Origin of the sequence: Streptomyces sp. NBC_01224 (assembly GCF_036002945.1) — a bacterium.
In the GTDB taxonomy this organism is placed as follows: domain Bacteria; phylum Actinomycetota; class Actinomycetes; order Streptomycetales; family Streptomycetaceae; genus Streptomyces.
This window is the reverse complement of the sequence record NZ_CP108529.1, coordinates 7,419,162-7,440,895: the sequence shown is the minus strand read 5'-3', so window position 1 is coordinate 7,440,895 and position 21,734 is coordinate 7,419,162. Positions and strand designations below refer to the sequence as shown.

Here is a 21,734-nt window from a genome sequence, read left to right as displayed (position 1 = left end):
TCAGCGCGCGCGGTTGAGGGTCTGCAGCGCGGCGCGCAGCAGCTGCGGCACGGGGGCCTGTCCGCCCTCGGCCAGGGCCGCCTCGGCCTGTGGGGCGACAGCGGTGACCGCTTCGTCGGCCTCACGGGTGGCGTAGCCGAGACCGATCAGGGCGGCCTGCAGCTGATCGCGCCAGGAGGAGGTGACGGCGGTGCCGATGCCCTGTCGGCCGATGTGGGCGCCGACGGGCTCGCCGAGTCTGTCCTTCAGTTCGAGGAGCAGTTTCTGCGCGCCCTTCTTGCCGATGCCGGAGACGGCGGTGAGCGCCTTCTCGTCGTCGGTGGCGACCGCGATCCGCAGGGCGTCCGGACTGTGGGTGGCGAGCATGGCCTGGGCGAGCCGCGGTCCGACTCCGCTGGCGGTCTGGAGCAGCTCGAAGACCTGGCGCTCGTCGTCGTCGGCGAAGCCGTAGAGGGTGAGCGAGTCCTCCCGCACGACGAGGGAGGTGGCCAGCCTGGCCTCCTTGCCGATCCGAAGGCCGGCGAGGGTGTTCGGCGTGCACTGGACGGCCATGCCGATGCCGCCGACCTCGATCACGGCCGTGGTCAGGGCGAGTGCGGCCACGGGGCCGCTGACGAAGGCGATCATCGGGGGACCTTCCGGACGGGAGCTGCGGGTGTACGGGGAACGCGTGAGGTGCGAACCGCTGCGGCGGCTGCCGCGTGTGCCTGCTGGAGGCGGTTGACGGCGGGGGCGCGCCAGATGTGGCAGATGGCGAGCGCGAGGGCGTCGGCCGCGTCGGCGGGTTTCGGTGGGGCGTCGAGCCGCAGCAGCCGGGTGACCATGGCTCCGACCTGTGCCTTGTCGGCACGGCCGCTGCCGGTGACGGCCGCCTTGACCTCGCTGGGGGTGTGCAGGGCGACCGGTATGCCGCGCCGGGATGCGCAGAGCATGGCGACCGCACTGGCTTGGGCGGTGCCCATCACCGTACGGACGTTGTGCTGGCTGAACACCCGCTCCACGGCGACGAATTCGGGCCGGTGCTCGTCGAGCCATTCCTCGATGCCGCGCTCGATGGCCACCAGCCGGTGGCCGAGCTCCGCATCGGCCGCGGTGCGGACGACTCCGACGCCGAGCATCGTCAGGGGCCGACCGGCGACGCCTTCGACGACGCCGACACCGCACCGGGTCAGCCCCGGGTCGACGCCGAGTACCCGCATGGGAGGCCCCCTCCGTACCGATCGGTCAACTGTTCCCGCAGGCTATCGGCTCGCACTGACAATGCGACGGGCCGACGGGGTGTGTCCCCGTCGGCCCGTCCGTGAAGGCTGTGCTGAGCGTGGCTCAGGCGTCGACCTTCTCCATGACCTCGTCCGAGACATCGAAGTTGGCGAAGACGTTCTGCACGTCGTCGCTGTCCTCCAGCGCGTCGATCAGCTTGAAGATCTTGCGCGCGCCCTCCTCGTCCAGCTCGACCTGCATGGTGGGCAGGAAGTTGGCCTCGGCGGAGTCGTAGTCGATGCCGGCCTGCTGGAGCGCGGTACGGACCGCGACCATGTCGGTGGCCTCGCTGACGACCTCGTAGGTGTCACCGAGGTCGTTGACCTCCTCGGCGCCCGCGTCGAGCACGGCACCCAGGACGTCGTCCTCGGTCAGCTCGCCCTTGGGGACGATGACGACACCCTTGCGGTTGAAGAGGTAGGAGACCGAGCCGGGGTCGGCCATCGAACCGCCGTTGCGGGTCATCGCGACACGTACGTCGGATGCGGCACGGTTGCGGTTGTCGGTGAGGCACTCGATGAGCACCGCGACACCGTTCGGGCCGTAACCCTCGTACATGATCGTCTGATAGTCGACGCCGCCCGCTTCGAGACCGCCACCGCGCTTGACCGCGGAGTCGATGTTCTTGTTCGGTACGGAGCTCTTCTTCGCCTTCTGGATCGCGTCCACGAGGGTCGGGTTTCCCTCGGGGTCCACACCGCCGGTGCGGGCCGCGACCTCGATGTTCTTGATCAGCTTCGCGAAGAGCTTGCCGCGCTTGGCATCAATCACGGCCTTCTTGTGCTTCGTCGTAGCCCATTTAGAGTGGCCGGACATCTGCCTTCTCCTTCGCGTCACCAATTCGATCCGAACCCGAGAGATCCTACCGGGATCGAGTCAGCCGACTGCGCGCACCATGTCCACGAACAACGCGTGAACCCTGTGGTCCCCGGTCAGTTCCGGGTGGAATGACGTCGCCAGGGCGTTTCCCTGACGCACGGCGACGATGCGGCCACCGTGCTCCGCCACCACCTTGGCCTGCGCGCCGACCGATTCCACCCACGGGGCGCGGATGAACACACCCTCGACGGGGCCGCCCTCGATACCGGCGACCTCGACGGCCGCCTCGAAGGACTCGTTCTGCCGCCCGAAGGCGTTACGGCGCACGATCATGTCGATCCCGCCGACCGTCTCCTGGCCCGAGCGCGGGTCGAGGATCTTGTCGGCGAGCAGGATCATTCCGGCGCAGGTGCCGTAGACCGGCATCCCGTCCCGTACCCGCTCGCGCAGCGGTTCCAGCATGCCGAACAGGGAAGCCAGCTTGGACATCGTGGTGGACTCGCCACCGGGAATGACCAGGCCGTCGACCTCGGCGAGTTCCTCGGGACGCCGGACCGGCCTGGCCAGGGCATCCGCCGAGGCCAGGGCGATCAGGTGTTCCCGTACGTCGCCCTGGAGAGCCAGGACTCCGATCACAGGGGTGTCGCTCATCAGTGATTACCAGCCACGGTTGGCGTAGCGCTCGGCCTCGGGCAGGGTGTCGCAGTTGATGCCGACCATGGCCTCGCCCAGGTTCCGGGAGGCGTCCGCGATGATCTTCGGGTCGTCGTAGAAGGTGGTGGCCTTCACGATGGCGGCGGCGCGCTTGGCCGGGTCGCCGGACTTGAAGATGCCGGAGCCCACGAAGACGCCCTCGGCGCCGAGCTGGCGCATCAGCGCGGCGTCGGCGGGGGTGGCGACGCCGCCCGCGGAGAACAGCACGACGGGCAGCTTGCCGAGCTCGGCGACCTCCTTGACCAGCTCGTACGGGGCGCGGAGCTCCTTCGCGGCGGCGTACAGCTCGTTGTTGTCGTAGCCGCGCAGCCGGGCGATCTCGTTCTTGATCTGGCGCAGGTGACGGACCGCCTCGACGACGTTTCCGGTGCCGGCCTCGCCCTTTGAACGGATCATGGCCGCGCCCTCGGCGATGCGGCGCAGGGCCTCACCGAGGTTGGTGGCGCCACAGACGAACGGGGTGGTGAAGGCGAACTTGTCGCTGTGGTTGACCTCGTCGGCCGGGGTGAGGACCTCGGACTCGTCGATGTAGTCGACACCGAGGGACTGCAGGACCTGGGCCTCGACGAAGTGTCCGATGCGGGACTTCGCCATCACCGGGATGGAGACGGCCTCGATGATCTCCTCGATCATGTTCGGGTCCGACATCCGGGCCACGCCGCCATCCTTGCGGATGTCGGCAGGCACCCGCTCCAGGGCCATGACGGCCACGGCGCCCGCATCCTCGGCGATCTTCGCCTGCTCGGCATTGACGACGTCCATGATCACGCCGCCCTTGAGCTGCTCGGCCATGCCGCGCTTGACGCGAGCGGTGCCGGTGGCCGGGGAGTCGGCGGACTGCGGGGTGGTGGGAAGCGTGGACACGGATCGACCTCACTCGGAGAAAAAGTTACTGAAAGTGCTGGATGGTGCAGTGCTGAGCAAACTCTCCGGGACCAGTCCACAGCAAGGGCCAATGGAAGGCCGGTGGATCGTTTTGCACGCGCATGAAATGGGTCGTGATCCCGGTCACGCATGAGCCCGGCCGCCGGGTCAGTGTCAGCTGACGGGTCGGTCCGCCAGGGCGACAGGCGGTTCGTCGTCCATCTCGAAGGCGAGCGGGAACGGGGCGTGCCCGGCCAGCCGGAACCACCGCACCGTACGATGCCGGCGCAGCGCACGCGCCGCGCGCACCGCATCGTTGTGGAACCGCCGGGCCATCGGGACACGACGTACGGCCGCGGCTAGTTCGAATGCCGCCTCCTCACCGCCGGGGATCTCCTTCACGGACTCCACCTGCGCAGTCTCTCCGAACACCGCCCGCAGCGCGGTGCTCAGCTCGCTCTCCGCAACCTCACGGTTCTCCTCCTCCGCCTGGCGGGCGGCGTGCGCGGCCTCGTACAGCACGATGGACGCGGCCGGGTCGAGGACACCCGATGTCGCCAGTTCCTGGGTGACCGAGGCGCGGCGCAGGAGCTGCGCGTCGAGGGCGGCGCGGGCGGCGTCGATGCGCGTGTGCAGCCGGTCCAGCCGCCCGGCGGTCCAGCTGAGGTACATACCGGTCGCGACGATCGCGACGGCGATCCAGATGAGGGTTTCGATCACGGGCGGCAAGGCTACCGTCGGGGCGCAGGCGGTGCGGCCGCCCCGTCCTGGGCGCGGAAGCGGGGCAGGACGGGTGCGGGCAGGCTCGATTGCCGCCGGGGTGCTGCCCCGGACCCCCGCCCTCGATCGCCGGACGGGCTTGAACTGCTGCGCGCATCACTCTGCGGACTCGACGCGGAACACGGATCGCCCGGCGTGCTTGAACCGGCGCCCCTAGTCCCGTGCCAGTCCGAAGCGTGCGCGCAGGCCCGTGCGTTCGTCGGCCGCCACCGACGCCGCGCCGTCCGTCACCGTCTCGTACACCGCGAGGATGTCCGCCCCGACCGTCGACCAGTCGAAGCGCCGCACGTGCGCGGTTCCCCGTTCGCGCAGCTCCGTACGCCGCTCCGGGTCTCCGAGCAGCCGGAGCGCCGCCGCCGCCAGCGCGTCCGCGTCCTCGTTGGCGAAGAGTTCGCCTGCCGCACCCAGGTCCAGGACCTGCGCGAACGCGTCCAGATCGCTGGCCAGGACCGGCGCACCGGCCGACATCGCCTCGACCAGGATGATCCCGAAGCTCTCGCCGCCCGTATTGGGCGCGACGTACACATCGACGCTGCGCAGCAGCCGCGCCTTGTCCTCGTCGCTCACCATGCCGAGGAATTCGACGCGCTCGCGCATCTCCTCGGGCAGCGAGGCGACGGCCTCCTCCTCGTCGCCGCGGCCCGCCACCAGCAGCCTGGTGTCCGGACGCGCGGCAAGGATCGAGGGCAGCGCCCTCATCAGGACGGGCAGGCCCTTGCGTGGCTCGTCGATACGCCCGATGAAGCCGATCGTGCCGCCCTCCCGGCTCCCCCCACCGCCCTCGACCGAGCTTCGTGCCCTCTCCGATTGCCACTCGGCCTTGGGCTCGGCCCCGGCGAAGAAGCCGACATCGACCCCATTGGGGATGACGACCGCGTCGCCGCCCAGGTGCTCGACCAGGGTCCGGCGTGCGTACTCGCTCACCGCGATGCGCGCGCTGATCTTCTCCAGCGCGGGCTGCAGGATCGGGTACGCGGCGATCATGGCCCGGGAGCGCGGGTTGGAGGTGTGGAACGTGGCGACGATCGGCCCCTGCGCCGCCCAGCAGGCGAGCAGCCCCAGCGACGGCGAGGTCGGCTCATGGATGTGGATCACGTCGAAGGTGCCGTCGTGCAGCCAGCGGCGCACCCGGGCGGCCGAGAGGAAGCCGAAGTTCAGCCGGGCCACGGAGCCGTTGTACGGGACGGGCACGGCCCGGCCCGCCGAGACCACGTACGGCGGCAGCGGTGTCTCGTCGTCGGCCGGTGCCAGCACCGACACCTGATGTCCCAGACGGATCAGGTGTTCGGCCAGGTCCCGGATGTGGAACTGCACACCTCCCGGTACGTCCCAGGAGTACGGGCAGACGATGCCGATCTTCACGGCCGGTCCTCCCGGTTCTCCAGGTCGGCCAGCCAGAGCCGTTGCAGCATGTGCCAGTCCTCCGGATGCTCGGCGATTCCGACGGCGAAGGCATCGGCCAGCGCCTGTGTCATCGAGGACGTCTTCTCCGTACGACTGCCTGACTCCGGCACCTCGACCGGCGGATGGATACGCGCCTTCATCACGGGCGTGTCGTCGTACGAGAGGGTCACCGGCAGCAGCAGCGCCCCGGTCTGCTGGGCCAGCAGCGCCGGCCCAGCGGGCATGCGTGCGGTGTCGCCGAAGAATTTCACCTCGACGCCGGACGCCGACAGATCACGGTCGGCGACCAGACAGACCAGGCCGCCCGCGCGCAGCCGCCGCGCCAAGGTACCGAAGGCGGCGCCGCCGCTGTGCGGCAGCACCTCCATGCCGAGTCCCTCGCGGTAGGCCACGAACCGGTCGTACAGCGTCTCGGGCTTGAGCCGCTCGGCGACCGTGGTGAAGGGCACCTTGAGATCGGTGGTGACCCAGGCTCCGGCCAGGTCCCAGTTCCCCAGGTGCGGCAGGGCGAGGATGACACCGCGGCCGGTGTCCAGCCCGCCGGTCAGCCGGTGCGCGTCCGTCACGTCTATGGACGCCTTGATCCGCGCCGGACTCCAGGTGGGCAGCCGGAACGACTCCATCCAGTAGCGCATGTACGAGCGCATCCCGGCCTTGGAGAGCGCGGCGAGCCGGGCCGGGGAAGCCCCGGGCACGACCCGTGCCAGATTCGACTCCAGCCGTAGCACGCCCTTGCCGCGCCGCTTCCACACCTGGTCGGCGATGGTACGGAAGAGGGCCCGGGCGACTGGTTCGGGGAGCTTCTTGACGGCGGTCCAGCCGAGCCCGTACAGCCCGTCGGTCAGCCGGTCCCGCAGGCCGGGCCGCGTGTCACCCGGTGCGCCGCTCACTGTGCGGCCCCGCTCCCCCGGTCCGCAGCAGCGGCCTCGGCCGCGTCGGCCTCCGCGGACTCGCGGCGCACCGTCACGACCCGCTGCACGAGCGTCACCAGGCTGCCCACGGCGACGATCCACAGCGCGATCGGCAGCAGGATCTGAATCCCGGGGACACCGAACTTGTGAAGACCCGCGAGTCCGGCCGCGACCAGCGAGATGACCAGCCGCTCGGCGCGTTCCACAAGACCGTTGACCGCGACCGGCAGCCCGATCGACTCACCGCGCGCCTTCGTGTACGAGACCACCTGGCCGCTCGCCAGGCAGAAGATCGCGACCGCGCACATCACGTTGTCGTCGCCGTTGCCCGCGTACCAGAGCGCGAACCCTCCGAAGATCGCCCCGTCGGCGACCCGGTCCAGGGTCGAGTCCAGGAACGCGCCCCAGCGGCTGGAGATACCGGCCTGCCGGGCCATATTGCCGTCGACGAGGTCGGAGAAGACGAAGATCGTGATGACGATCGTGCCCCAGAAGAACTCCCCCATCGGGAAAAAGACCAGCGCACCTGCCATCACCCCGGCCGTACCGATCAGAGTGACCGCGTCAGGACTCACGCCGAGACGGAGCAACAGTGCGGCGAACGGTGTGAGGACACGCGTAAAAAATGCACGCGCGTACTTGTTCAGCATGGCCTTCCCGAGGGTCGGTGGGCCGAGCGGCCCCTACGGCCACCGGCTGGCCCATCGTAGTCACGCCCGCCGGACTCCACCGTCCGGGCACCCGGCATCGCGCCGCGGTGCACGACGTATGGACGCAACCTGACCTGAGTGGAAAGCTCGAATTACCACGGGCGTCGCCGTAGCCGCCGCGGCGGCTCCCCGTGCCCGTGCACCCTTCTCCCCACACCGCGCCGGCTTTTCTTCCCGCTCCGCGCCACTATCTGGGAGGCACGCATCATGGGCGACAAGGCACACGCACACACCGGGGCCGCCGGCAGGGCAGCGACGGCCGACCAGCCCTCATCCGTACGGAATGTGGTGCTGGTCGGCCACAGCGGCTCCGGCAAGACCACCCTCGTCGAGGCCCTCGCACTGGCCGCGGGGGCGGTCAACCGGGCCGGGCGGGTCGAGGACGGCGCCACGGTCTCCGACTACGACGAGATCGAACACCGCCAGCAACGCTCCGTACAGCTCTCGCTCGTACCCGTCGAATGGGGCGGGTACAAGATCAACCTGCTGGACACTCCCGGATACGCCGATTTCGTCGGGGAACTCAGGGCCGGTCTGCGGGCAGCGGACGCGGCCCTGTTCATTGTGTCCGCTGCCCAGGAGGCCGACGCCGTGGCGGGCGCCACCCGCGCCGTGTGGGAGGAGTGCGCCGCCGTCGGCATGCCGCGCGCCATAGTCGTCACGCACCTCGACACGGCGCGCACCTCGTTCGACGAGATGACCCGGATCTGCGGCGAGATCTTCGTCGGCGACGACCCCGACGCCGTACTCCCGCTCTACCTGCCCGTGCACGGACCCGTGGGCCCGGACGGGCACGCTCCGCTCACCGGGCTCACCGGACTCCTCACCCAGCGGATCTTCGACTACTCCTCGGGCGAGCGGCAGGAGAACCCGCCAGCCGACGCCCAGCAGGCCACGCTCCAGGAGGCCCGGAACCGGCTCATCGAGGGGATCATCGCCGAGAGCGAGGACGAGACCCTGATGGACCGCTACCTCGGCGGCGGCGAGATCGACATCAAGACACTCATCGACGACCTGGAGCGCGCTGTGGCCCGGGGCGCCTTCCACCCCGTCCTCGCTGCGGCCCCCGCCGCCGAAGGCGCCCGCCAGGGCATCGGCACCGTCGAGCTCCTGGACCTGATCACCGGCGGCTTCCCCACCCCGCTGGAGCGCCCCCTCCCCGAGGTCACCCCCCTCCATGGGGCCCCGCGGCCGGTCCTGACCTGCGACCCGCAGGGCCCACTCGTCGCCGAGGTCGTCAAGACGGCCTCCGACCCGTACGTCGGCCGGGTCTCGCTCGTACGCGTCTTCTCCGGCACCCTCCGCCCCGACGAAACCATCCACGTCTTCGGCCACGGCCTCAACGACCCCTGCCACGAGACACGCCCCTTCCATGAGGCGGAGGTACGCGTCGGCGCCCTCTCCTCCCCCTTCGGCAAACAACAGCGCCCCCTCACCGCATGCATCGCCGGAGATCTGGCCTGCGTCGCCAAACTGGGCAGCGCCGAGACCGGGGACACTCTCTCCGCCCAGGACCAGCCGCTGCTGATGGACCCCTGGACCACACCGGACCCGCTGCTGCCGCTCGCCATCGAGGCGCACAGCAAGGCGGACGAGGACAAGCTCTCCCAGGGGCTCTCCCGGCTCGTCGCCGAGGACCCGACCATGCGCCTCGAACAGAACCAGGACACCCACCAGGTGGTCCTGTGGTGCCTCGGCGAGGCCCATCAGGATGTGGCGCTGGACCGGCTGCGCAGCCGCTACGGCGTCCAGGTCGACGCCGTACCGCACAAGGTGTCGCTGCGCGAGACCTTCGCCGGCCCGTCGACCGGGCGCGGCAGGCATGTGAAACAGTCCGGCGGCCACGGCCAGTACGCAATCTGCGAGATCGACGTGGAGCCGCTGCCACCGGGGTCGGGCATCGAATTCGTCGACAAGGTGGTCGGCGGAGCGGTGCCGCGCCAGTTCATCCCGTCCGTCGAGAAGGGTGTGCGCGCCCAGGCCGCCCGAGGAGTCGCGGCCGGACATCCGCTCGTGGACGTACGTGTCACCCTGCGGGACGGGAAGTCCCACTCGGTGGACTCCTCCGACGCCGCGTTCCAGACCGCGGGCGCACTGGCCCTGCGCGAAGCCGCCGCGGACACCCGTATCCAGCTCCTCGAACCCGTCGCTGAGATCCAGGTCCTGGTCCCCGACGACTACGTCGGCCCGGTGATGAGCGATCTGTCCGGGCGGCGCGGCAGGGTGATCGGTACCGAGCAGTCCGGCCCCGGACGCACCCTCGTGCGAGCCGAGGTCCCGGAGCTGGAGATCGGCCGGTACGCGATCGACCTGCGCTCCCTGTCCCATGGCGCCGGTCGCTTCGACCGGGCGTACGCCCGGCACGAAGCCATGCCCCCACAGCTCGCGGAACGTATCCGCGAGCAGCAGGAGAACAACCCGAATGACGCGTAATCGACTGTGCCGCCCGCCCTTGTCCACAGAGGCGGGCGGCGTATTGATCCGGACGATACGCTGTGGTCCCAGCTCAGAAGGTGTGCCGGGCACGGCAGTTGGGAAACAGCCGCAGGAGCAGTTCCTTGGCGGCGAGTGGGGGCGACAGTGGCCAACGACGGATTCGATTTCTCTCCCGGAGCGCAGATCCCGCTCCAGGGCGCAGGCTCACAGGCGGTGGCGACGAACGCCCTCGCCTCCGCCGCGTACCGCGACAGCCCGGTGGAGAAGATCCTTGAAGCCAACAGCGAGTGGCACAAGTCCGAAGTGAAGGCGGGCGGTTCCAAGCTCTTCAAGTCCGACTACTTCAAGCCCAACCTCGGCGAGGCGTTCTCCCGCGCCGTCCAGGAACGCATGCTGGGCGGCGCCCGGAAGGCCCTCATCCAGTCCTTCGGAACCGACCCGCAGACCGTCGTCGAGCACTGCCTGTCCGCGACCCGTCTGCGCAGGGCGCGCGACACCAGACTGACCGCCGTCACCACCTTGTTCGGCTTTCTCTTCCTGCCCGGAATGCTCCTGTGGGTCATCGCCTTCCGACTGCGCGACTCGCTCGGCAAGACCAAGGACAAGGCCCTCGCCGCCGTGGGCAACGCCCTGCTCCCGATCATCGGCATCGTGGCCCTGTTCTTCCTGATCAAGCTGCCGCTCACCGGATTCCCCGCACTCTACGTACGGGCAATGATCGTCGCTCCCGTCATCGGCTGGCTCATCGCCAAACGGATCGCAGAGTCCTCCGCCAAGGACATGCGCGCCCGCTGGGAAGGACTGCTCTCCGGCGGCGGCGTCATCGCCAAGATCCCCGAGGCCGTACCCAAGAACCCGAACGAGACCTCCCGCGAGGCGCTCCGCCAGGGCCTGGAGAAACTCTCCGCCGAGCAGCAGTCCAACTCGGTCTTCTACGCGGGCCCCAAGGGAATCCTCGGCATGGGAACCCGCTGGGGCAGCTGGCAGCTCGCCGAACAACTCGTCTCCAAGGAACCCGGCAAGGAATTCCACCAGTTCCGCAGTTGGGACCTGATACGGGTCATCCACGACCAGCTCAAGGTGCTGGAGCGCGGCCCGCTGAACACCGGTGGATTCCCCACCCCGTCGGTCACCCACTGGATCGTGTCACCCGTCGGCGAGAACGCCGACGCGGTCTCCAGGCCCGACGGTGAGGACGTCGCCACCTTCCAGGTCAAGCCGCACGAAATACAGCGGATCTGCAACCACCAGCAGTTCGGCGGCGGCGACCGGCACTATCTGGGCGTCCAGTTCACGCTCTGGGACGGCCAGTTGGTCATCACGATGATGATCACGGTCACGGTGCTCTACGAAACCCTGCGCATCGAAGTCACCGGACACGCGCTCGGCCCGGTCCACTCGCTCTTCACCAGCAAGCCGGCGGCCAAGACCAAGACGGTCAACAAGACCGTCCGCTTCTGGGAGACCCGCGACATCACCCTCGCACTGGTCGAACCCCGCGAAGTCGTCCGCCTCGCCCTGCGCGCCCCCTTCACCTGGTACCCGCCGCTCCTCGACTACCTGGGCGGCAAGATCGCCCTGCCCGAGCCGTTCGGCCTGCGCCACGCCTGGGCCGAGAAGCCATGGCGCCACCGCTTCATGGCCGACGACGCGATGCGCGCCGCCACCCCCGTCCTGCGCGCCGTGCACAGTGCCGCCCTGCGCGTCCTGGAGGAGAACGGCGTCGACACCGAACGCTTCGACAACCGCTCGATGATACTGAGCGGACTGGTACAGGACCCGACCCCGCGCAAGGCCGACCTGTACGACGCATAGACATGCGCAGGGCGCCCCGGCAGAAGCAGAGACCGGGGCGCCCGCGCAGAGGCAACAGCTCGGATCAGGCGACCGGCCAGGCGTCGGCAAGCATCTTGCGCGTATCGGCGAGCAACTGCGGCAGCACCTTCGTATGCCCGACCACCGGCATGAAGTTGGTGTCACCACCCCAGCGCGGCACCAGATGCTGATGCAGATGGGCCGCGATACCGGCCCCCGCCACCGAGCCCTGGTTCATACCGATATTGAACCCGTGGGCCCCCGACGCCACCCGCAGAGCCGCCATCGCCCGCTTGGTGAAATCGGCCAGCTCCATGGTCTCCGGACCGTCCAGCTCCGTGTAGTCGGCGACATGCCGGTACGGCACCACCATCAGATGCCCGCCGTTGTACGGATACAGATTCAGCACGGCGTACACGTTCTCGCCGCGCGCGACGACGAGTCCGTCCTCATCCGATTTCGCCGGGATCGCACAGAACGGACAGCCGTCGCCGGCCTCCGGACCGGTCGGCTTGTTCTCGCCCTGGATGTACGCCATCCGGTGGGGCGTCCACAGGCGCTGGAACGCGTCGGGCGTCCCCACTCCGATCTGCTGCTCCGGCTCACTCGTCATGCCGATCAGCATATTGCTTCGCTCCCGGGCAGCGTGTCGCCGGGGCCGCACCCGTCGGCCCACGGCGATGCTGAGGCGATGAGCGACCAGCCCGCGGACTCCACCCCTCTTCGTTTCAGGCGCTGGGAGCAGCGCACAGAAGTGCCGCTCTTCGGCGCCTCGCTGCTCTTCCTGCTCGGCTACGCGGTCCGCGTCCTCGCCCCCCACGACGCCGAGCCCTGGCGCCGCCTCGCTCTCGCCCTGGTCGGCGCCACCTGGCTGGTCTTCGCCGCGGACTACGTCGTACGGCTCCGTCTCAGCGGCCTCGGCCACCGCTTCATCCGTGTGCACTGGCTGGACACGGTCGTCCTGCTGCTTCCCCTGCTGCGGCCGCTGCGCCTGATCCGGGTCTACACCGCGGTCCAGCAGCGCAGGGAGAAGCCACGGCTGAGCCTGTACGCCCGCGTGATCGCGTATGCCGGCGCGACCGCTCTGCTGCTCGGCTTCTCCGCCGCGCTCGCCGTCTACCACCAGGAACACACTGCGAAGGGGGCTTCGATCCGTACCTTCGGCGACGCGGTGTGGTGGGCGTGCGAGACGCTCACGACGGTGGGGTACGGGGATACGGTGCCGGTCACGACAGGCGGCCGAGTCGTGGCGTCGGGCCTGATGGCCTGCGGGCTGGCGCTGCTGGGGGCGGTGACGGGTTCGTTCTCGTCGTGGCTGTTGCAGGTGTTCACACGGGAGGACGAGAAGAGGCCCCCGGGGGGCAGGTAGCTCTCCGGGGGCCTCTCGCTCCGTGCCTGTCAGACCTGGACGCGGTCCTCGACGGCCTTCTGGATCTTGGCGATGGCGTCCTCGACGGGGATGCCGTTCTCCTGCGATCCGTCGCGGTAGCGGAAGGAGACGGCGCTGTTGGCCATGTCCTCATCACCCGCGATGATCATGAAGGGCACCTTGGCCTTCTGCTGGTTCCGGATCTTCTTCTGCATCCGGTCGGACGAGGCGTCCACCTCGACCCGCAGGCCCTTCTTCCGGGCCTTGGCCGCGAACTCCTGGAGGTACGGAATGTGCGCGTCGCCGATCGGGATGCCGACCGCCTGGACCGGGGCCAGCCACACCGGGAACGCACCCGCGTAGTGCTCGAGAAGCACCGCGAAGAAGCGCTCGATGGAACCGAACAGGGCGCGGTGGATCATGACCGGGCGCTGCTTGGTGCCGTCGGGGCCGGTGTACTCCAGGTCGAAGCGCTCCGGCAGGTTGAAGTCGAGCTGCACGGTCGACATCTGCCAGGTGCGGCCGATGGCGTCCTTGCACTGCACCGAGATCTTCGGGCCGTAGAACGCGGCGCCGCCCGGGTCCGGGACCAGGGGCAGCCCCTGCTTCTCGGCGACCTGTCGCAGCGTCTCGGTGGCCTCTTCCCAGACCTCGTCCGAGCCGACGAACTTCTCCGGGTCCTTGGTGGAGAGCTCCAGGTAGAAGTCGGTCAGACCGTAGTCGCGGAGCAGGTTGAGAACGAAGGTGAGCGTCCGGTCGAGCTCCTCCGCCATCTGCTCCTTGGTGCAGTAGATGTGCGCGTCGTCCTGCGTGAAGCCGCGCGAGCGGGTCAGGCCGTGCACGACGCCGGACTTCTCGTACCGGTACACCGTGCCGAACTCGAAGAGGCGCAGCGGCAGTTCACGGTAGGAACGCCCACGCGCATCGAAGATCAGGTTGTGCATCGGGCAGTTCATCGGCTTGAGGTAGTAGTCCACCCCGTCGTCGAGCTGCATGGGCGGGTACATGCCTTCGGCGTACCAGTCCAGGTGGCCGGACTTCTCGAAGAGCTTGCCCTTGGTGGCGTGCGGCGAGTAGACGAACTCGTAGCCCTCCTCCTCGTGGCGCCGGCGCGAGTAGTCCTCCATGGCGCGGCGGATGATGCCGCCCTTGGGGTGGAAGACCGCGAGACCGGGGCCGATCTCGTCCGGGAAGGAGAAGAGGTCCAGCTCGTTGCCGAGCTTGCGGTGGTCGCGCTTGGCGGCCTCCTCCAGGAACTCCAGGTGCGCCTTGAGCTCGTCCTTGGTGGGCCACGCCGTGCCGTAGATGCGCTGCAGCATGGGGTTCTTCTCGCTGCCCCGCCAGTACGCCGCGGCGTTCCGCATCAGCTTGAACGCCGGGATGTTCCGGGTGGTGGGCAGGTGCGGACCACGGCAGAGGTCCTTCCAGCACAGGTCGCCGGTCTTCGGGTCGAGGTTGTCGTAGATGGTCAGCTCGCCGCCGCCCACCTCGACATCCGCGCCGTCGCCGGCGTTCTCGACGGAGTCGGAGCCCTTGATGCCGATGAGCTCCAGCTTGTACGGCTCGCCGGCCAGCTCCTCGCGGGCTGCCTCGTCCGTCACGACCCGGCGGGAGAACTTCTGCCCCCGCTTCTGGATCTCCTGCATCTTCTTCTCGACGGCCTTGAGGTCCTCGGGAGTGAACGGCTTCTCGACGTCGAAGTCGTAGTAGAAGCCGTCCTTGACCGGCGGACCGATGCCCAGCTTGGCCTCGGGGAAGAGCTCCTGCACGGCCTGCGCCATGACGTGCGCGGTGGAGTGCCGGAGGATGTTGAGGCCGTCCTCGGAGGAGATCTCGACGGGCTCGACGACCTCGCCGTCGGCGACGACGTACGCGAGGTCCTTCAGCTCACCGGCGACCCGGGCAGCGACAACGGTGCGTTCGCCGGGGAAGAGCTCGGCTGCCGTAGTGCCCGTCGTCACCACGCGCTCTTCCCGCTCGGAATCGCGTTGGATGATCACACGGACGTCTGACACCGGTCTCTCCTGACTCAGGGGGTACGCACGCATTCGTGGTGCACGTGCGATACGAATCGTACCGAGCCGTGGGCCCCCTCTGCGAAACGGTTGAGCGCGAAGGGCCGCCTCTTGCCCGCAGCCTGCCCCCTGCGCCCCTTATTCGCCGGTGCACGCCTCCTCGAAATAGTCGACGTTCTCCTGGAGCGACTTCATCAGCCGGTCCCGTTCCGCCTCGTCCACCTGCACGGGCACGACCTGCGAGGTCCGGGTCAGCCGCCGGAAGCCGCCGCGGCTCTCCAGCCTGCCCTCCACCCGGATCGGCAGTCCCACCAGGTGGGCGTGGCCGGCGATCCGGTACGCCTCCTCGTCCAGCTCCAGCCGTACGTGCGGCACCTCGGCGCCGGCCAGCACCCGCAGCCGTACGATCCCGGCGCCACGCGGTCCCGAGCGGCGCAGCCGGACGACGGCGCCGGTGATCCGTACCGTCACGGCGGGTTCGTCCTGGAGGTAGCGGGCGCCCGCCCGGCGCAGGGCGGGCAGGTCGCCCGGGGAGAATTCCACCGGCTCGGGGCGGGCCGGGCAACCCTCGGGCGTCCCGGCGGCGGGCGCCCATTCCAGGGCGATCCCGGCCCCTTCCGAGCCCCGGACCAGCGCGATGACGGCCTCGGTGAGTTCCCGGCTGACGCCTGCCTCGACCGCGGCGCCGAAGGCTTCATCGCCACCGGTGGCCCGCTGGTAGTCCACTGCCTCACGGGTGGCGTGCAGGGCGTGGTAGAGCCGTACGGCGACGGCACGGCCCGGTTCGACGGGGATGAAGGCGGTGAGATCGCGGCCTCCGGGCGCGGGCCCGACGAGGATGTCTTCGAGGGCTGCCAGGGCCCTGCGGCGGTGGCGTGCGCCGTGGTAGCCGGTGCGCCCTCGCACGGCGAGCGCCCCGGCGAGCAGGATCTGCCGAGCAGCGGTGTGCAGCTGCTCCGCCCCCGTCCAGCTGGCGGCCCCGGCCGCTCCCGCGACCGGTTCGGGGACCTCGCGCCACCAGCGGATCTCGTCGCTGGGTACGGCGAGGGAGACCAGAACTTCGCGGGCGGAGGGGGCGGCGCTGCGGGCGAGCGCGGTCAGCGCCTCGCCGAGGAGGTCCTCGCTGTCGGGGAAGGCGGTGGTGTCGGGGACGAGGAGGCTCGTACCGCCGCCGGGCGGGGCCGGTGGTCCGGGCGGGGTCCAGCGGCTGTAGCGTCCCGCCGCCCCGCCGCGGCGGTGCCAGCCGTGCCGGTCGAGCAGGGCGCCGAGGACCGCGGGGTCGATACGGGCGGGGTCGGGGATGTTTCCGAACGGCTCGGGAGCGATGGGCCACGGTCCCGCGGATTCACTGGGGTGCGGGCGTGTCGCTGACGGGATCGCTTCGTTGACGGACTCGTCCATCGGCCGATGCATCAGGGTCTCCCTCCCGCCCCTACGCGGGTCATGATCTCGCAGAGCGCCCGGTCGTCGAATATGCGCGAGGTCGGGATCCGCACGGTGGTCCGGTGCCGGCCTGTCACCGCGTGGCCGGCCAGGTTGGTCCAGTAGCAGCAGTGCCGCAGGTCGAGCCGGTCGTGTCCGGCGCGCAGCCAGTCGTCCTGGCTGCGCGGCACGATCATCACGACCAGGATCTTGTGCACCGACACGGGGGTCCGGGCGAGCTTCACGAGGTGTGCGTTGTCGAGCGTGAAGGAGAACGTCGGTCCGGGCGGGTGCGGCGGGATCTGGTAGGTGCATTTGAGCTGCACCTTTATGGTCACTTCGTCGTCCACGGTGTGACCCGGGGCGCCGTGGCTGACGTGCCAGTCGATGCCGTTGTCGGGGAAGGGCTGTGACAGGGAGCACCCCGCCGCGGCCGCGACGGCGTGCAAGTAGCCCACCTGGAGGGTCTCCATGCAGGCGGTGGTGGCGAGTGTGCCGCGCAGCGGTGCGATCCGCTGGGGCAGCAGCCCGCTCGGTTCGGGCTGCGCGAGCGCCATGGCTGCGTGTGCCTTCCGGGCTGTGCCGATCGGTTCTTCGTTGCAGGGGTGACGGGCAACTTCCGTTCCCGTCACCTGTGTTGTCACCGCACAGGGCGGCCCGCAAACGGCGTATCAGGCAAAGGGTGCGGGTATCACCGAACCGGGCAGGGGAATCACGCCATCTGCCGTTCGGGCACGAGGAGTTCGGGGATGACTCACTGGTATGAGGGGCCGCTGGCCGCTTTTGACACCGAGACAACAGGAGTGGACGTCGAGGAGGACCGGATCGTTTCGGCCGCCCTGGTCGTCCAGGACACGACAGGCGGGCGGGTGCGTGTCACTCGCTGGCTGGTGAATCCAGGGGTGCCGGTGCCCGCCGGGGCGACCGAGATCCATGGTCTGACCGACGATCATCTTCAGCGCAACGGCCGCTGGCCGGCGCCCGTGGTGGAGGAGATAGCCCGGGCGCTGGCCGAGCAGTGTGCGGCCGGCCGTCCGCTCGTCGTGATGAACGCGCCGTTCGATCTGACTCTGCTGGACCGGGAGCTGAAGCGTCATCGCGCGTCGTCGCTCGCCGGTTATCTGCAGAACGCACCGCTGTGTGTGCTGGATCCGCGCGTACTCGACAAGCATCTGGACCGCTACCGCAAGGGCCGGCGGACCCTCACCGATCTCTGCGAGCTGTACGGGGTGGTGCTGGACGGTGCGCATGACGCGGCGGCCGATGCGGCGGCCTCGCTGGAGCTGGTACGGGCGGTGGCGCGGCGGTTCTCGTCCCGTCTGGAGCGGCTGACACCTGCGGAGCTGCACACCTTGCAGGCCGTGTGGCATGCGGCACAGGCGCGCGGCCTGCAGGCGTGGTTCGCGAAGAACGGCACGGCGGAGGCGGTGGATCCTGCGTGGCCGCTGCGCCCGGAGCTTCCTGCTGCGGCGTGATCGGTCACGCCCCGGAGCCTCTTCCCGGACACGCAGAGGCCGGTCCGTCGATTCTGCTGACGGACCGGCCTCTTCCGGGTGGGCGATACTGGGTTCGAACCAGTGACCTCTTCGGTGTGAACGAAGCGCTCTCCCACTGAGCTAATCGCCCGGGAACGGGTTGAACCATACAGGGCCCGGCGGGTCTGGTTCAAACTCGTTCCAGCCGGGCCGTGAGGCCCCGCCGTCCGGCACGCATCATCAGGGCATGGTTGGCCCGGAACACTGCGCGTCCGGGCACCGCGAGGAGCCGCATCAGCCGTCTGTGCACCTCGACCTCCTGCTCGTAGGTGGCACGGCTGCCGGTGCCGTGCGCGGTGACCGTCCACCGGGCCCAGCCGTCGAGGTCGCCGCTGAGGGTCGCTTCGAGGACCCTGGCCCCGGGGTCGCGGCGGCGTTCGCGGACGGTCATGACGAGTTCGTACGGGAGGAAGGAGCGGATGCGGGTGGTCACGGTGGCACCGTCGACCGAGGTGACCTCGCGGATCTGTGGCCACCATCGCGGGTAGTCATCCGCGCGTCCGAGGATCTCGTACACGGCATCGGGTGGGCCTGGCAGGTCCCAGATACTCACAAATCGGTAGCGACTCCAGTCCATGGTCCCAGTCTGCGCGTACTCAGCCGGACAACTGAGTACCCGAGCGCATGTCCGAACCTGTGGCTCGCGCCACACTCCCGTTCATGGAACATGTGCCGCCGCCCGCCGAGGAATTGGCGCTCCTCGATCGCGAGCTGGCCCGGCTGGATGCCCGCCGGTCCCAGTTGCTGGTTCGTCGTACCTGGCTGCTGAGTGTGCTGACGCAGCCCGTCGCGCGCCCTGCCGCCCCGCCCGCACCGCCGTTCGCCGCTCCGTTCGGGCCTCCTGCCGCACCTGTCGGGCCGCGCGGTGCGCAGAATGTGCTGCTGACCCTGGGCGGTCTGCTGCTGACGATCGCGGCGATCGCGTTCACTCTGGTCAGCTGGGGGCACATGGGCATCGGTGGCCGCTCGGCGGTTCTCGGGGTGGTGACGGTCGCGGCGCTTTCCGCTCCTGCCGTGCTGCTGCGTCGTGGGCTGCCCGCGACAGCCGAGTCGCTCGCCGCCCTGGCTTCGGTGCTGATGGTGCTGGACGCGTTTGCGCTGCACCGGGTGGCGGTGCCGGAGGCAGACGGACGAGGTTTCGCCGCGATCGCCGCGGCAGTGCTGGCCGTGCTCTGGGGCGCGTACGGGCTGCTGCTCGACCGGCTGCGACTGCCGCTGCCCCTGGCGGTGGTGAGTGCGCAGCTGCCGCTGCTGCTGTGGGCGTGGGCGGCGGGTGCGGGAGCCACGATGTTCGGTTGGGCGTTGCTGGTGACGGCGGCGTTGGGCTGCGCGATCGCGGTGTGGGGCAAGGGTGTTGCCGTACGGCTGACGGCCTGCGTCTGCTGCTGGGCTACGGGCCTGCTGGGGCTGCTGGTGGCCCTGGCGCAGTCGGTGTCCGCCGATGCGGTGTCGGCCGCGCTGGCGCCGGGTGCGCTGTTGCTCGTGGGAGCGCTGATCGCGGTGTCCGGGGCGTGGCGTGCACCGGCGGGGCTTGCGGTGGCCGGTGGCGTGGTGGCCGGGTTGTGCGGGGTGGCCGCCATGGGTGGTGTGTTGCGTGCCGGGGTGGCCTGGGGCTGGTCGGTGCCGATGTATCTGCTGTGCGGTGTGGTGCTGTTGGTGGCGGTGCGCGCTCCGCTGCCGCGTCCGGTCGGGCAGGGGCTGGTGTGGGCTTCGTCGACGGTGACCGTCGGAGCGGTGCTGGCCGCAGCACCGCCGGTCGGCCTGTCGCTGATGGGTGCGGTGTCGCAGCTGGCCCGGGTGTGGTCGGGGGCACCGGACGGTGGTGTCCGGGGCGCGCTGGGCATGGAGAGTCCGGCGTGGTCCCAGATGGCTGCGGCGCCGGTGGTGCTGCTGGTGGTGGCCGGTCTGCTGGGGGCGGCGTCCCGGTCGTGGGCGTGGCTGGTGCGGGTGGCCGGGCCGGTGCTGTCGCCGGGTGCGGCGTGGCGGGGTGCGGCGGGGGCGGGTGCGGTGGCGCTCGGCTGGGCGGGGTTCACCGTGCTGCCCGCAGTGCTGGGGATGTCGTACGCAGCCGCTGTGTCGGTGCAATTGTCTCTGGTCGCCGGGGTGTTCGGGGTGGCGGTGCGAGGTCTGCGCCGCAGGATGGATGGTGTGGGGCTGACTGCGCTGGTGTGCGCTCTGGCCGGCGCACTGAGTGCGGGGATGCTGTCTCTCGCGACGGAGGCTGCCACGTACGCGGTGTTCGCGGTGCTGCTGGTGGTGTTCGGCGGGGCCGCGGTGATGCTCGGCGCCGCGGTGCCGACGGCGCGGACATTGCCGCCGCTGCCGTCCGTTCAAGCGGCGCGATCCGCAAGGGCGTTGCAGATCGTGCAGGCGGTACCGGCGTGCGCTGCGGTGGTGTGCGGGATGGTGCTCGCCCGTGCGGTCGGGGCGTCGCTGGGGCTTTCCGCGCATCAGGCGGCGCCGGTCATGCTGGTCGTTCCTGCGGTGACGGTGTTGCTCGGAGCTCGGCTGCGGGGTCTGCCGTCGGCTCTGCCCGTCGAGCTGACCGGGGCCGCGGCGGGCGTGGTGGCGGTGGGCATGGCAGTGACGGACCGGCCGTTCCTGGCGTTGGTGCTGGCGCTGTGCGGGGTACTGGCGGCGGGTACGGCCGTACGGGCCGAACGGCGGCCGGTGGCCGGGTATCTGGCGATGACGCTGTTCATCCTGGCAGCCTGGCTGCGGCTGTCGGCTTCGGGGGTGTCAACCCCGGAGGCGTACACCCTTCCGGTGACGGTGCCCGCTCTGGCAGTCGGTGCGCTGCGCCGACGCCGTGATCCGGAGGCGTCGTCGTGGACGGCGTACGGTGCGGGCCTCGCGGCGACGCTGGTGCCGAGCCTCTTCACGGCATGGGCCGATCCGCACTGGGTGCGGCCACTGCTGCTCGGTGTGGCGGCACTGGTGATCACCCTGTCGGGCGCGCGGCTGCGGCTGCAGGCGCTGCTGCTGCTCGGTGGTGCGGTGCTGGCTCTGGACGCCCTGCACGAACTCGCGCCGTACGTGGTCCAGGTCGTCGGCGCCCTGCCGCGCTGGCTGCCGCCCGCGCTGGCCGGGGTGCTGCTGCTGGTGGTCGGGGCGACGTACGAGCAGCGGCTGCGCGACGCCCGGCGGCTGAAGGAGGCTCTGGGCCGGATGCGTTGACGGTGTGGCCACATGGCCGGCCCGGGTCTCTCTCATGGGCCTCGGGCCGGCCTGTGGTCATCGGGTCGTCGCCGGAGGCGTACCGGACAAGGAAGTTGTCGCAGCCGAACCGCCCCTCGGAGTCGCGCAGTACACGTTTCTCGTTTTACTTGCACAGAAACACGACGGAGTTCCGGAAGGCATCGGGACATGCATTTACCCACGGGGGCCTGGGCGTTGAACTCTTTCCAGAAATTCTCGCAGTCCTGGAGGGCGACCCTGGCAGCCCGTCCCGACCCTGATATCCGGATGCTTCTTCCCGAAGAACGAATCCCGGCGTCACCCGCTGCCACGATCGATTGAATCGTTCACGGAGACGTCGCAACGAGCGGGCGCGGAAATGCAGAGGGCCCGTGAGACTCTGCGGTCTCACGGGCCCTCTGTCCGGGGTGGGCGATACTGGGTTCGAACCAGTGACCTCTTCGGTGTGAACGAAGCGCTCTCCCACTGAGCTAATCGCCCGG

At 69.8% G+C, this 21,734-nt stretch carries 19 protein-coding genes and 2 tRNA genes; 5 read left to right on the top strand and 16 right to left on the bottom strand.

The annotated features are described in order from the left end of the window. The 9 genes from ruvA to pgsA form a co-directional block, all read right to left on the bottom strand. Entirely contained in the window at positions 1-627 is a 627-nt protein-coding gene (ruvA, locus tag OG609_RS33555; RefSeq protein ID WP_327276262.1) for a Holliday junction branch migration protein RuvA, read from the bottom strand. Then, positions 624-1,199 carry a crossover junction endodeoxyribonuclease RuvC gene (gene ruvC, locus OG609_RS33550; RefSeq protein ID WP_327276261.1) on the bottom strand — a complete coding sequence of 192 codons (576 nt, stop codon included), beginning with the start codon at positions 1,197-1,199 and terminating at the stop codon, positions 624-626. The genes ruvA and ruvC overlap by 4 nt, the downstream gene beginning before the upstream one ends. Positions 1,200-1,323: 124 nt before the next feature. Beyond that, positions 1,324-2,076, bottom strand: a complete 753-nt coding sequence (locus OG609_RS33545; RefSeq protein WP_327276260.1) for a YebC/PmpR family DNA-binding transcriptional regulator — start codon at positions 2,074-2,076, stop codon at positions 1,324-1,326. 60 nt (positions 2,077-2,136) lie between these two features. After that, positions 2,137-2,730, bottom strand: coding sequence for a pyridoxal 5'-phosphate synthase glutaminase subunit PdxT (gene pdxT / locus OG609_RS33540; protein ID WP_327276259.1), 594 nt, complete (start codon positions 2,728-2,730; stop codon positions 2,137-2,139). Positions 2,731-2,736: 6 nt separating this feature from the next. Then, a complete protein-coding gene (gene pdxS / locus OG609_RS33535) occupies positions 2,737-3,657 on the bottom strand; it encodes a pyridoxal 5'-phosphate synthase lyase subunit PdxS (protein WP_093898403.1) in 921 nt (306 codons plus the stop codon). Between the two features lie 174 nt (positions 3,658-3,831). Next, positions 3,832-4,329, bottom strand: coding sequence for a hypothetical protein (locus tag OG609_RS33530; RefSeq protein ID WP_176740353.1), 498 nt, complete (start codon positions 4,327-4,329; stop codon positions 3,832-3,834). Between the two features lie 261 nt (positions 4,330-4,590). Further along, complete coding sequence (locus OG609_RS33525) at positions 4,591-5,799, bottom strand: glycosyltransferase family 4 protein (protein WP_327276258.1); 1,209 nt, start codon at positions 5,797-5,799, stop codon at positions 4,591-4,593. After that, positions 5,796-6,731 carry a phosphatidylinositol mannoside acyltransferase gene (locus OG609_RS33520; RefSeq protein WP_327276257.1) on the bottom strand — a complete coding sequence of 312 codons (936 nt, stop codon included), beginning with the start codon at positions 6,729-6,731 and terminating at the stop codon, positions 5,796-5,798. The genes OG609_RS33525 and OG609_RS33520 overlap by 4 nt, the downstream gene beginning before the upstream one ends. Beyond that, positions 6,728-7,402 (bottom strand): phosphatidylinositol phosphate synthase, encoded by a 675-nt coding sequence (pgsA, locus tag OG609_RS33515; protein WP_327276256.1) that lies wholly within the window; start codon positions 7,400-7,402, stop codon positions 6,728-6,730. The genes OG609_RS33520 and pgsA overlap by 4 nt, the downstream gene beginning before the upstream one ends. A gap of 267 nt (positions 7,403-7,669) precedes the next feature. Here pgsA and OG609_RS33510 point away from each other — a divergent pair, with 267 nt between their 5' ends. Next, the gene (locus OG609_RS33510) at positions 7,670-9,895 is read left to right on the top strand and encodes an elongation factor G-like protein EF-G2 (protein WP_327276255.1); all 2,226 of its coding nucleotides are present in this window, start codon (positions 7,670-7,672) and stop codon (positions 9,893-9,895) included. Between the two features lie 147 nt (positions 9,896-10,042). Beyond that, positions 10,043-11,713, top strand: coding sequence for a hypothetical protein (locus OG609_RS33505; protein WP_327276254.1), 1,671 nt, complete (start codon positions 10,043-10,045; stop codon positions 11,711-11,713). 64 nt (positions 11,714-11,777) lie between these two features. Here the strand turns inward: OG609_RS33505 and OG609_RS33500 are convergent, their stop codons facing one another. Next, a complete protein-coding gene (locus OG609_RS33500) occupies positions 11,778-12,338 on the bottom strand; it encodes an HIT family protein (protein WP_327276253.1) in 561 nt (186 codons plus the stop codon). Between the two features lie 66 nt (positions 12,339-12,404). Between OG609_RS33500 and OG609_RS33495 the strand changes: the two genes are divergently transcribed. Further along, positions 12,405-13,082 (top strand): potassium channel family protein, encoded by a 678-nt coding sequence (locus OG609_RS33495; protein ID WP_327276252.1) that lies wholly within the window; start codon positions 12,405-12,407, stop codon positions 13,080-13,082. A 29-nt stretch (positions 13,083-13,111) separates the two neighbouring features. Here the strand turns inward: OG609_RS33495 and thrS are convergent, their stop codons facing one another. From thrS to OG609_RS33480, 3 genes are all read right to left on the bottom strand, one after another. Continuing rightward, positions 13,112-15,097: a threonine--tRNA ligase gene (gene thrS / locus OG609_RS33490; RefSeq protein WP_327276251.1), complete on the bottom strand. Its 1,986-nt coding sequence runs from the start codon at positions 15,095-15,097 to the stop codon at positions 13,112-13,114. Positions 15,098-15,235: 138 nt separating this feature from the next. Continuing rightward, complete coding sequence (locus OG609_RS33485) at positions 15,236-16,510, bottom strand: hypothetical protein (protein ID WP_327276250.1); 1,275 nt, start codon at positions 16,508-16,510, stop codon at positions 15,236-15,238. After that, positions 16,510-17,076 (bottom strand): DUF4365 domain-containing protein, encoded by a 567-nt coding sequence (locus OG609_RS33480; RefSeq protein ID WP_327276249.1) that lies wholly within the window; start codon positions 17,074-17,076, stop codon positions 16,510-16,512. The genes OG609_RS33485 and OG609_RS33480 overlap by 1 nt, the downstream gene beginning before the upstream one ends. A 192-nt stretch (positions 17,077-17,268) precedes the next feature. Between OG609_RS33480 and OG609_RS33475 the strand changes: the two genes are divergently transcribed. Beyond that, on the top strand, positions 17,269-17,994 hold the full coding sequence (locus OG609_RS33475; protein ID WP_327276248.1) for a 3'-5' exonuclease: 726 nt from the start codon (positions 17,269-17,271) through the stop codon (positions 17,992-17,994). 79 nt (positions 17,995-18,073) lie between these two features. On the opposite strand, the gene OG609_RS33470 is transcribed toward OG609_RS33475, so the two are convergent. Together OG609_RS33470 and OG609_RS33465 are read right to left on the bottom strand one after the other, a co-directional pair. After that, positions 18,074-18,145, bottom strand: a tRNA-Val gene (locus OG609_RS33470). Between the two features lie 39 nt (positions 18,146-18,184). Continuing rightward, a complete protein-coding gene (locus OG609_RS33465) occupies positions 18,185-18,631 on the bottom strand; it encodes an SRPBCC family protein (protein ID WP_327276247.1) in 447 nt (148 codons plus the stop codon). A gap of 83 nt (positions 18,632-18,714) precedes the next feature. On the opposite strand from OG609_RS33465, the gene OG609_RS33460 reads away from it, so the two are divergent. Beyond that, a complete protein-coding gene (locus tag OG609_RS33460) occupies positions 18,715-21,231 on the top strand; it encodes an SCO7613 C-terminal domain-containing membrane protein (RefSeq protein WP_327276246.1) in 2,517 nt (838 codons plus the stop codon). A gap of 429 nt (positions 21,232-21,660) precedes the next feature. Here OG609_RS33460 and OG609_RS33455 read toward each other — a convergent pair. Further along, positions 21,661-21,732, bottom strand: a tRNA-Val gene (locus tag OG609_RS33455). Positions 21,733-21,734: the final 2 nt, after the last annotated feature.

Excerpts from the sequence above, each read along its gene's own strand:
- ruvA (WP_327276262.1), bottom strand. The coding sequence starts at position 627 with ATGATCGCCTTCGTCAGCGGCCCCGTGGCCGCACTCGCCCTGACCACG.
- ruvC (WP_327276261.1), bottom strand. The coding sequence starts at position 1,199 with ATGCGGGTACTCGGCGTCGACCCGGGGCTGACCCGGTGCGGTGTCGGC.
- OG609_RS33545 (WP_327276260.1), bottom strand. The coding sequence starts at position 2,076 with ATGTCCGGCCACTCTAAATGGGCTACGACGAAGCACAAGAAGGCCGTG.
- pdxT (WP_327276259.1), bottom strand. The coding sequence starts at position 2,730 with ATGAGCGACACCCCTGTGATCGGAGTCCTGGCTCTCCAGGGCGACGTA.
- OG609_RS33530 (WP_176740353.1), bottom strand. The coding sequence starts at position 4,329 with ATGTACCTCAGCTGGACCGCCGGGCGGCTGGACCGGCTGCACACGCGC.
- pgsA (WP_327276256.1), bottom strand. The coding sequence starts at position 7,402 with ATGCTGAACAAGTACGCGCGTGCATTTTTTACGCGTGTCCTCACACCG.
- OG609_RS33510 (WP_327276255.1), top strand. The coding sequence starts at position 7,670 with ATGGGCGACAAGGCACACGCACACACCGGGGCCGCCGGCAGGGCAGCG.
- OG609_RS33500 (WP_327276253.1), bottom strand. The coding sequence starts at position 12,338 with ATGCTGATCGGCATGACGAGTGAGCCGGAGCAGCAGATCGGAGTGGGG.
- OG609_RS33495 (WP_327276252.1), top strand. The coding sequence starts at position 12,405 with ATGAGCGACCAGCCCGCGGACTCCACCCCTCTTCGTTTCAGGCGCTGG.
- OG609_RS33485 (WP_327276250.1), bottom strand. The coding sequence starts at position 16,510 with ATGCATCGGCCGATGGACGAGTCCGTCAACGAAGCGATCCCGTCAGCG.
- OG609_RS33480 (WP_327276249.1), bottom strand. The coding sequence starts at position 17,076 with ATGGCGCTCGCGCAGCCCGAACCGAGCGGGCTGCTGCCCCAGCGGATC.
- OG609_RS33475 (WP_327276248.1), top strand. The coding sequence starts at position 17,269 with ATGACTCACTGGTATGAGGGGCCGCTGGCCGCTTTTGACACCGAGACA.
- OG609_RS33465 (WP_327276247.1), bottom strand. The coding sequence starts at position 18,631 with ATGGACTGGAGTCGCTACCGATTTGTGAGTATCTGGGACCTGCCAGGC.
- OG609_RS33460 (WP_327276246.1), top strand. The coding sequence starts at position 18,715 with ATGGAACATGTGCCGCCGCCCGCCGAGGAATTGGCGCTCCTCGATCGC.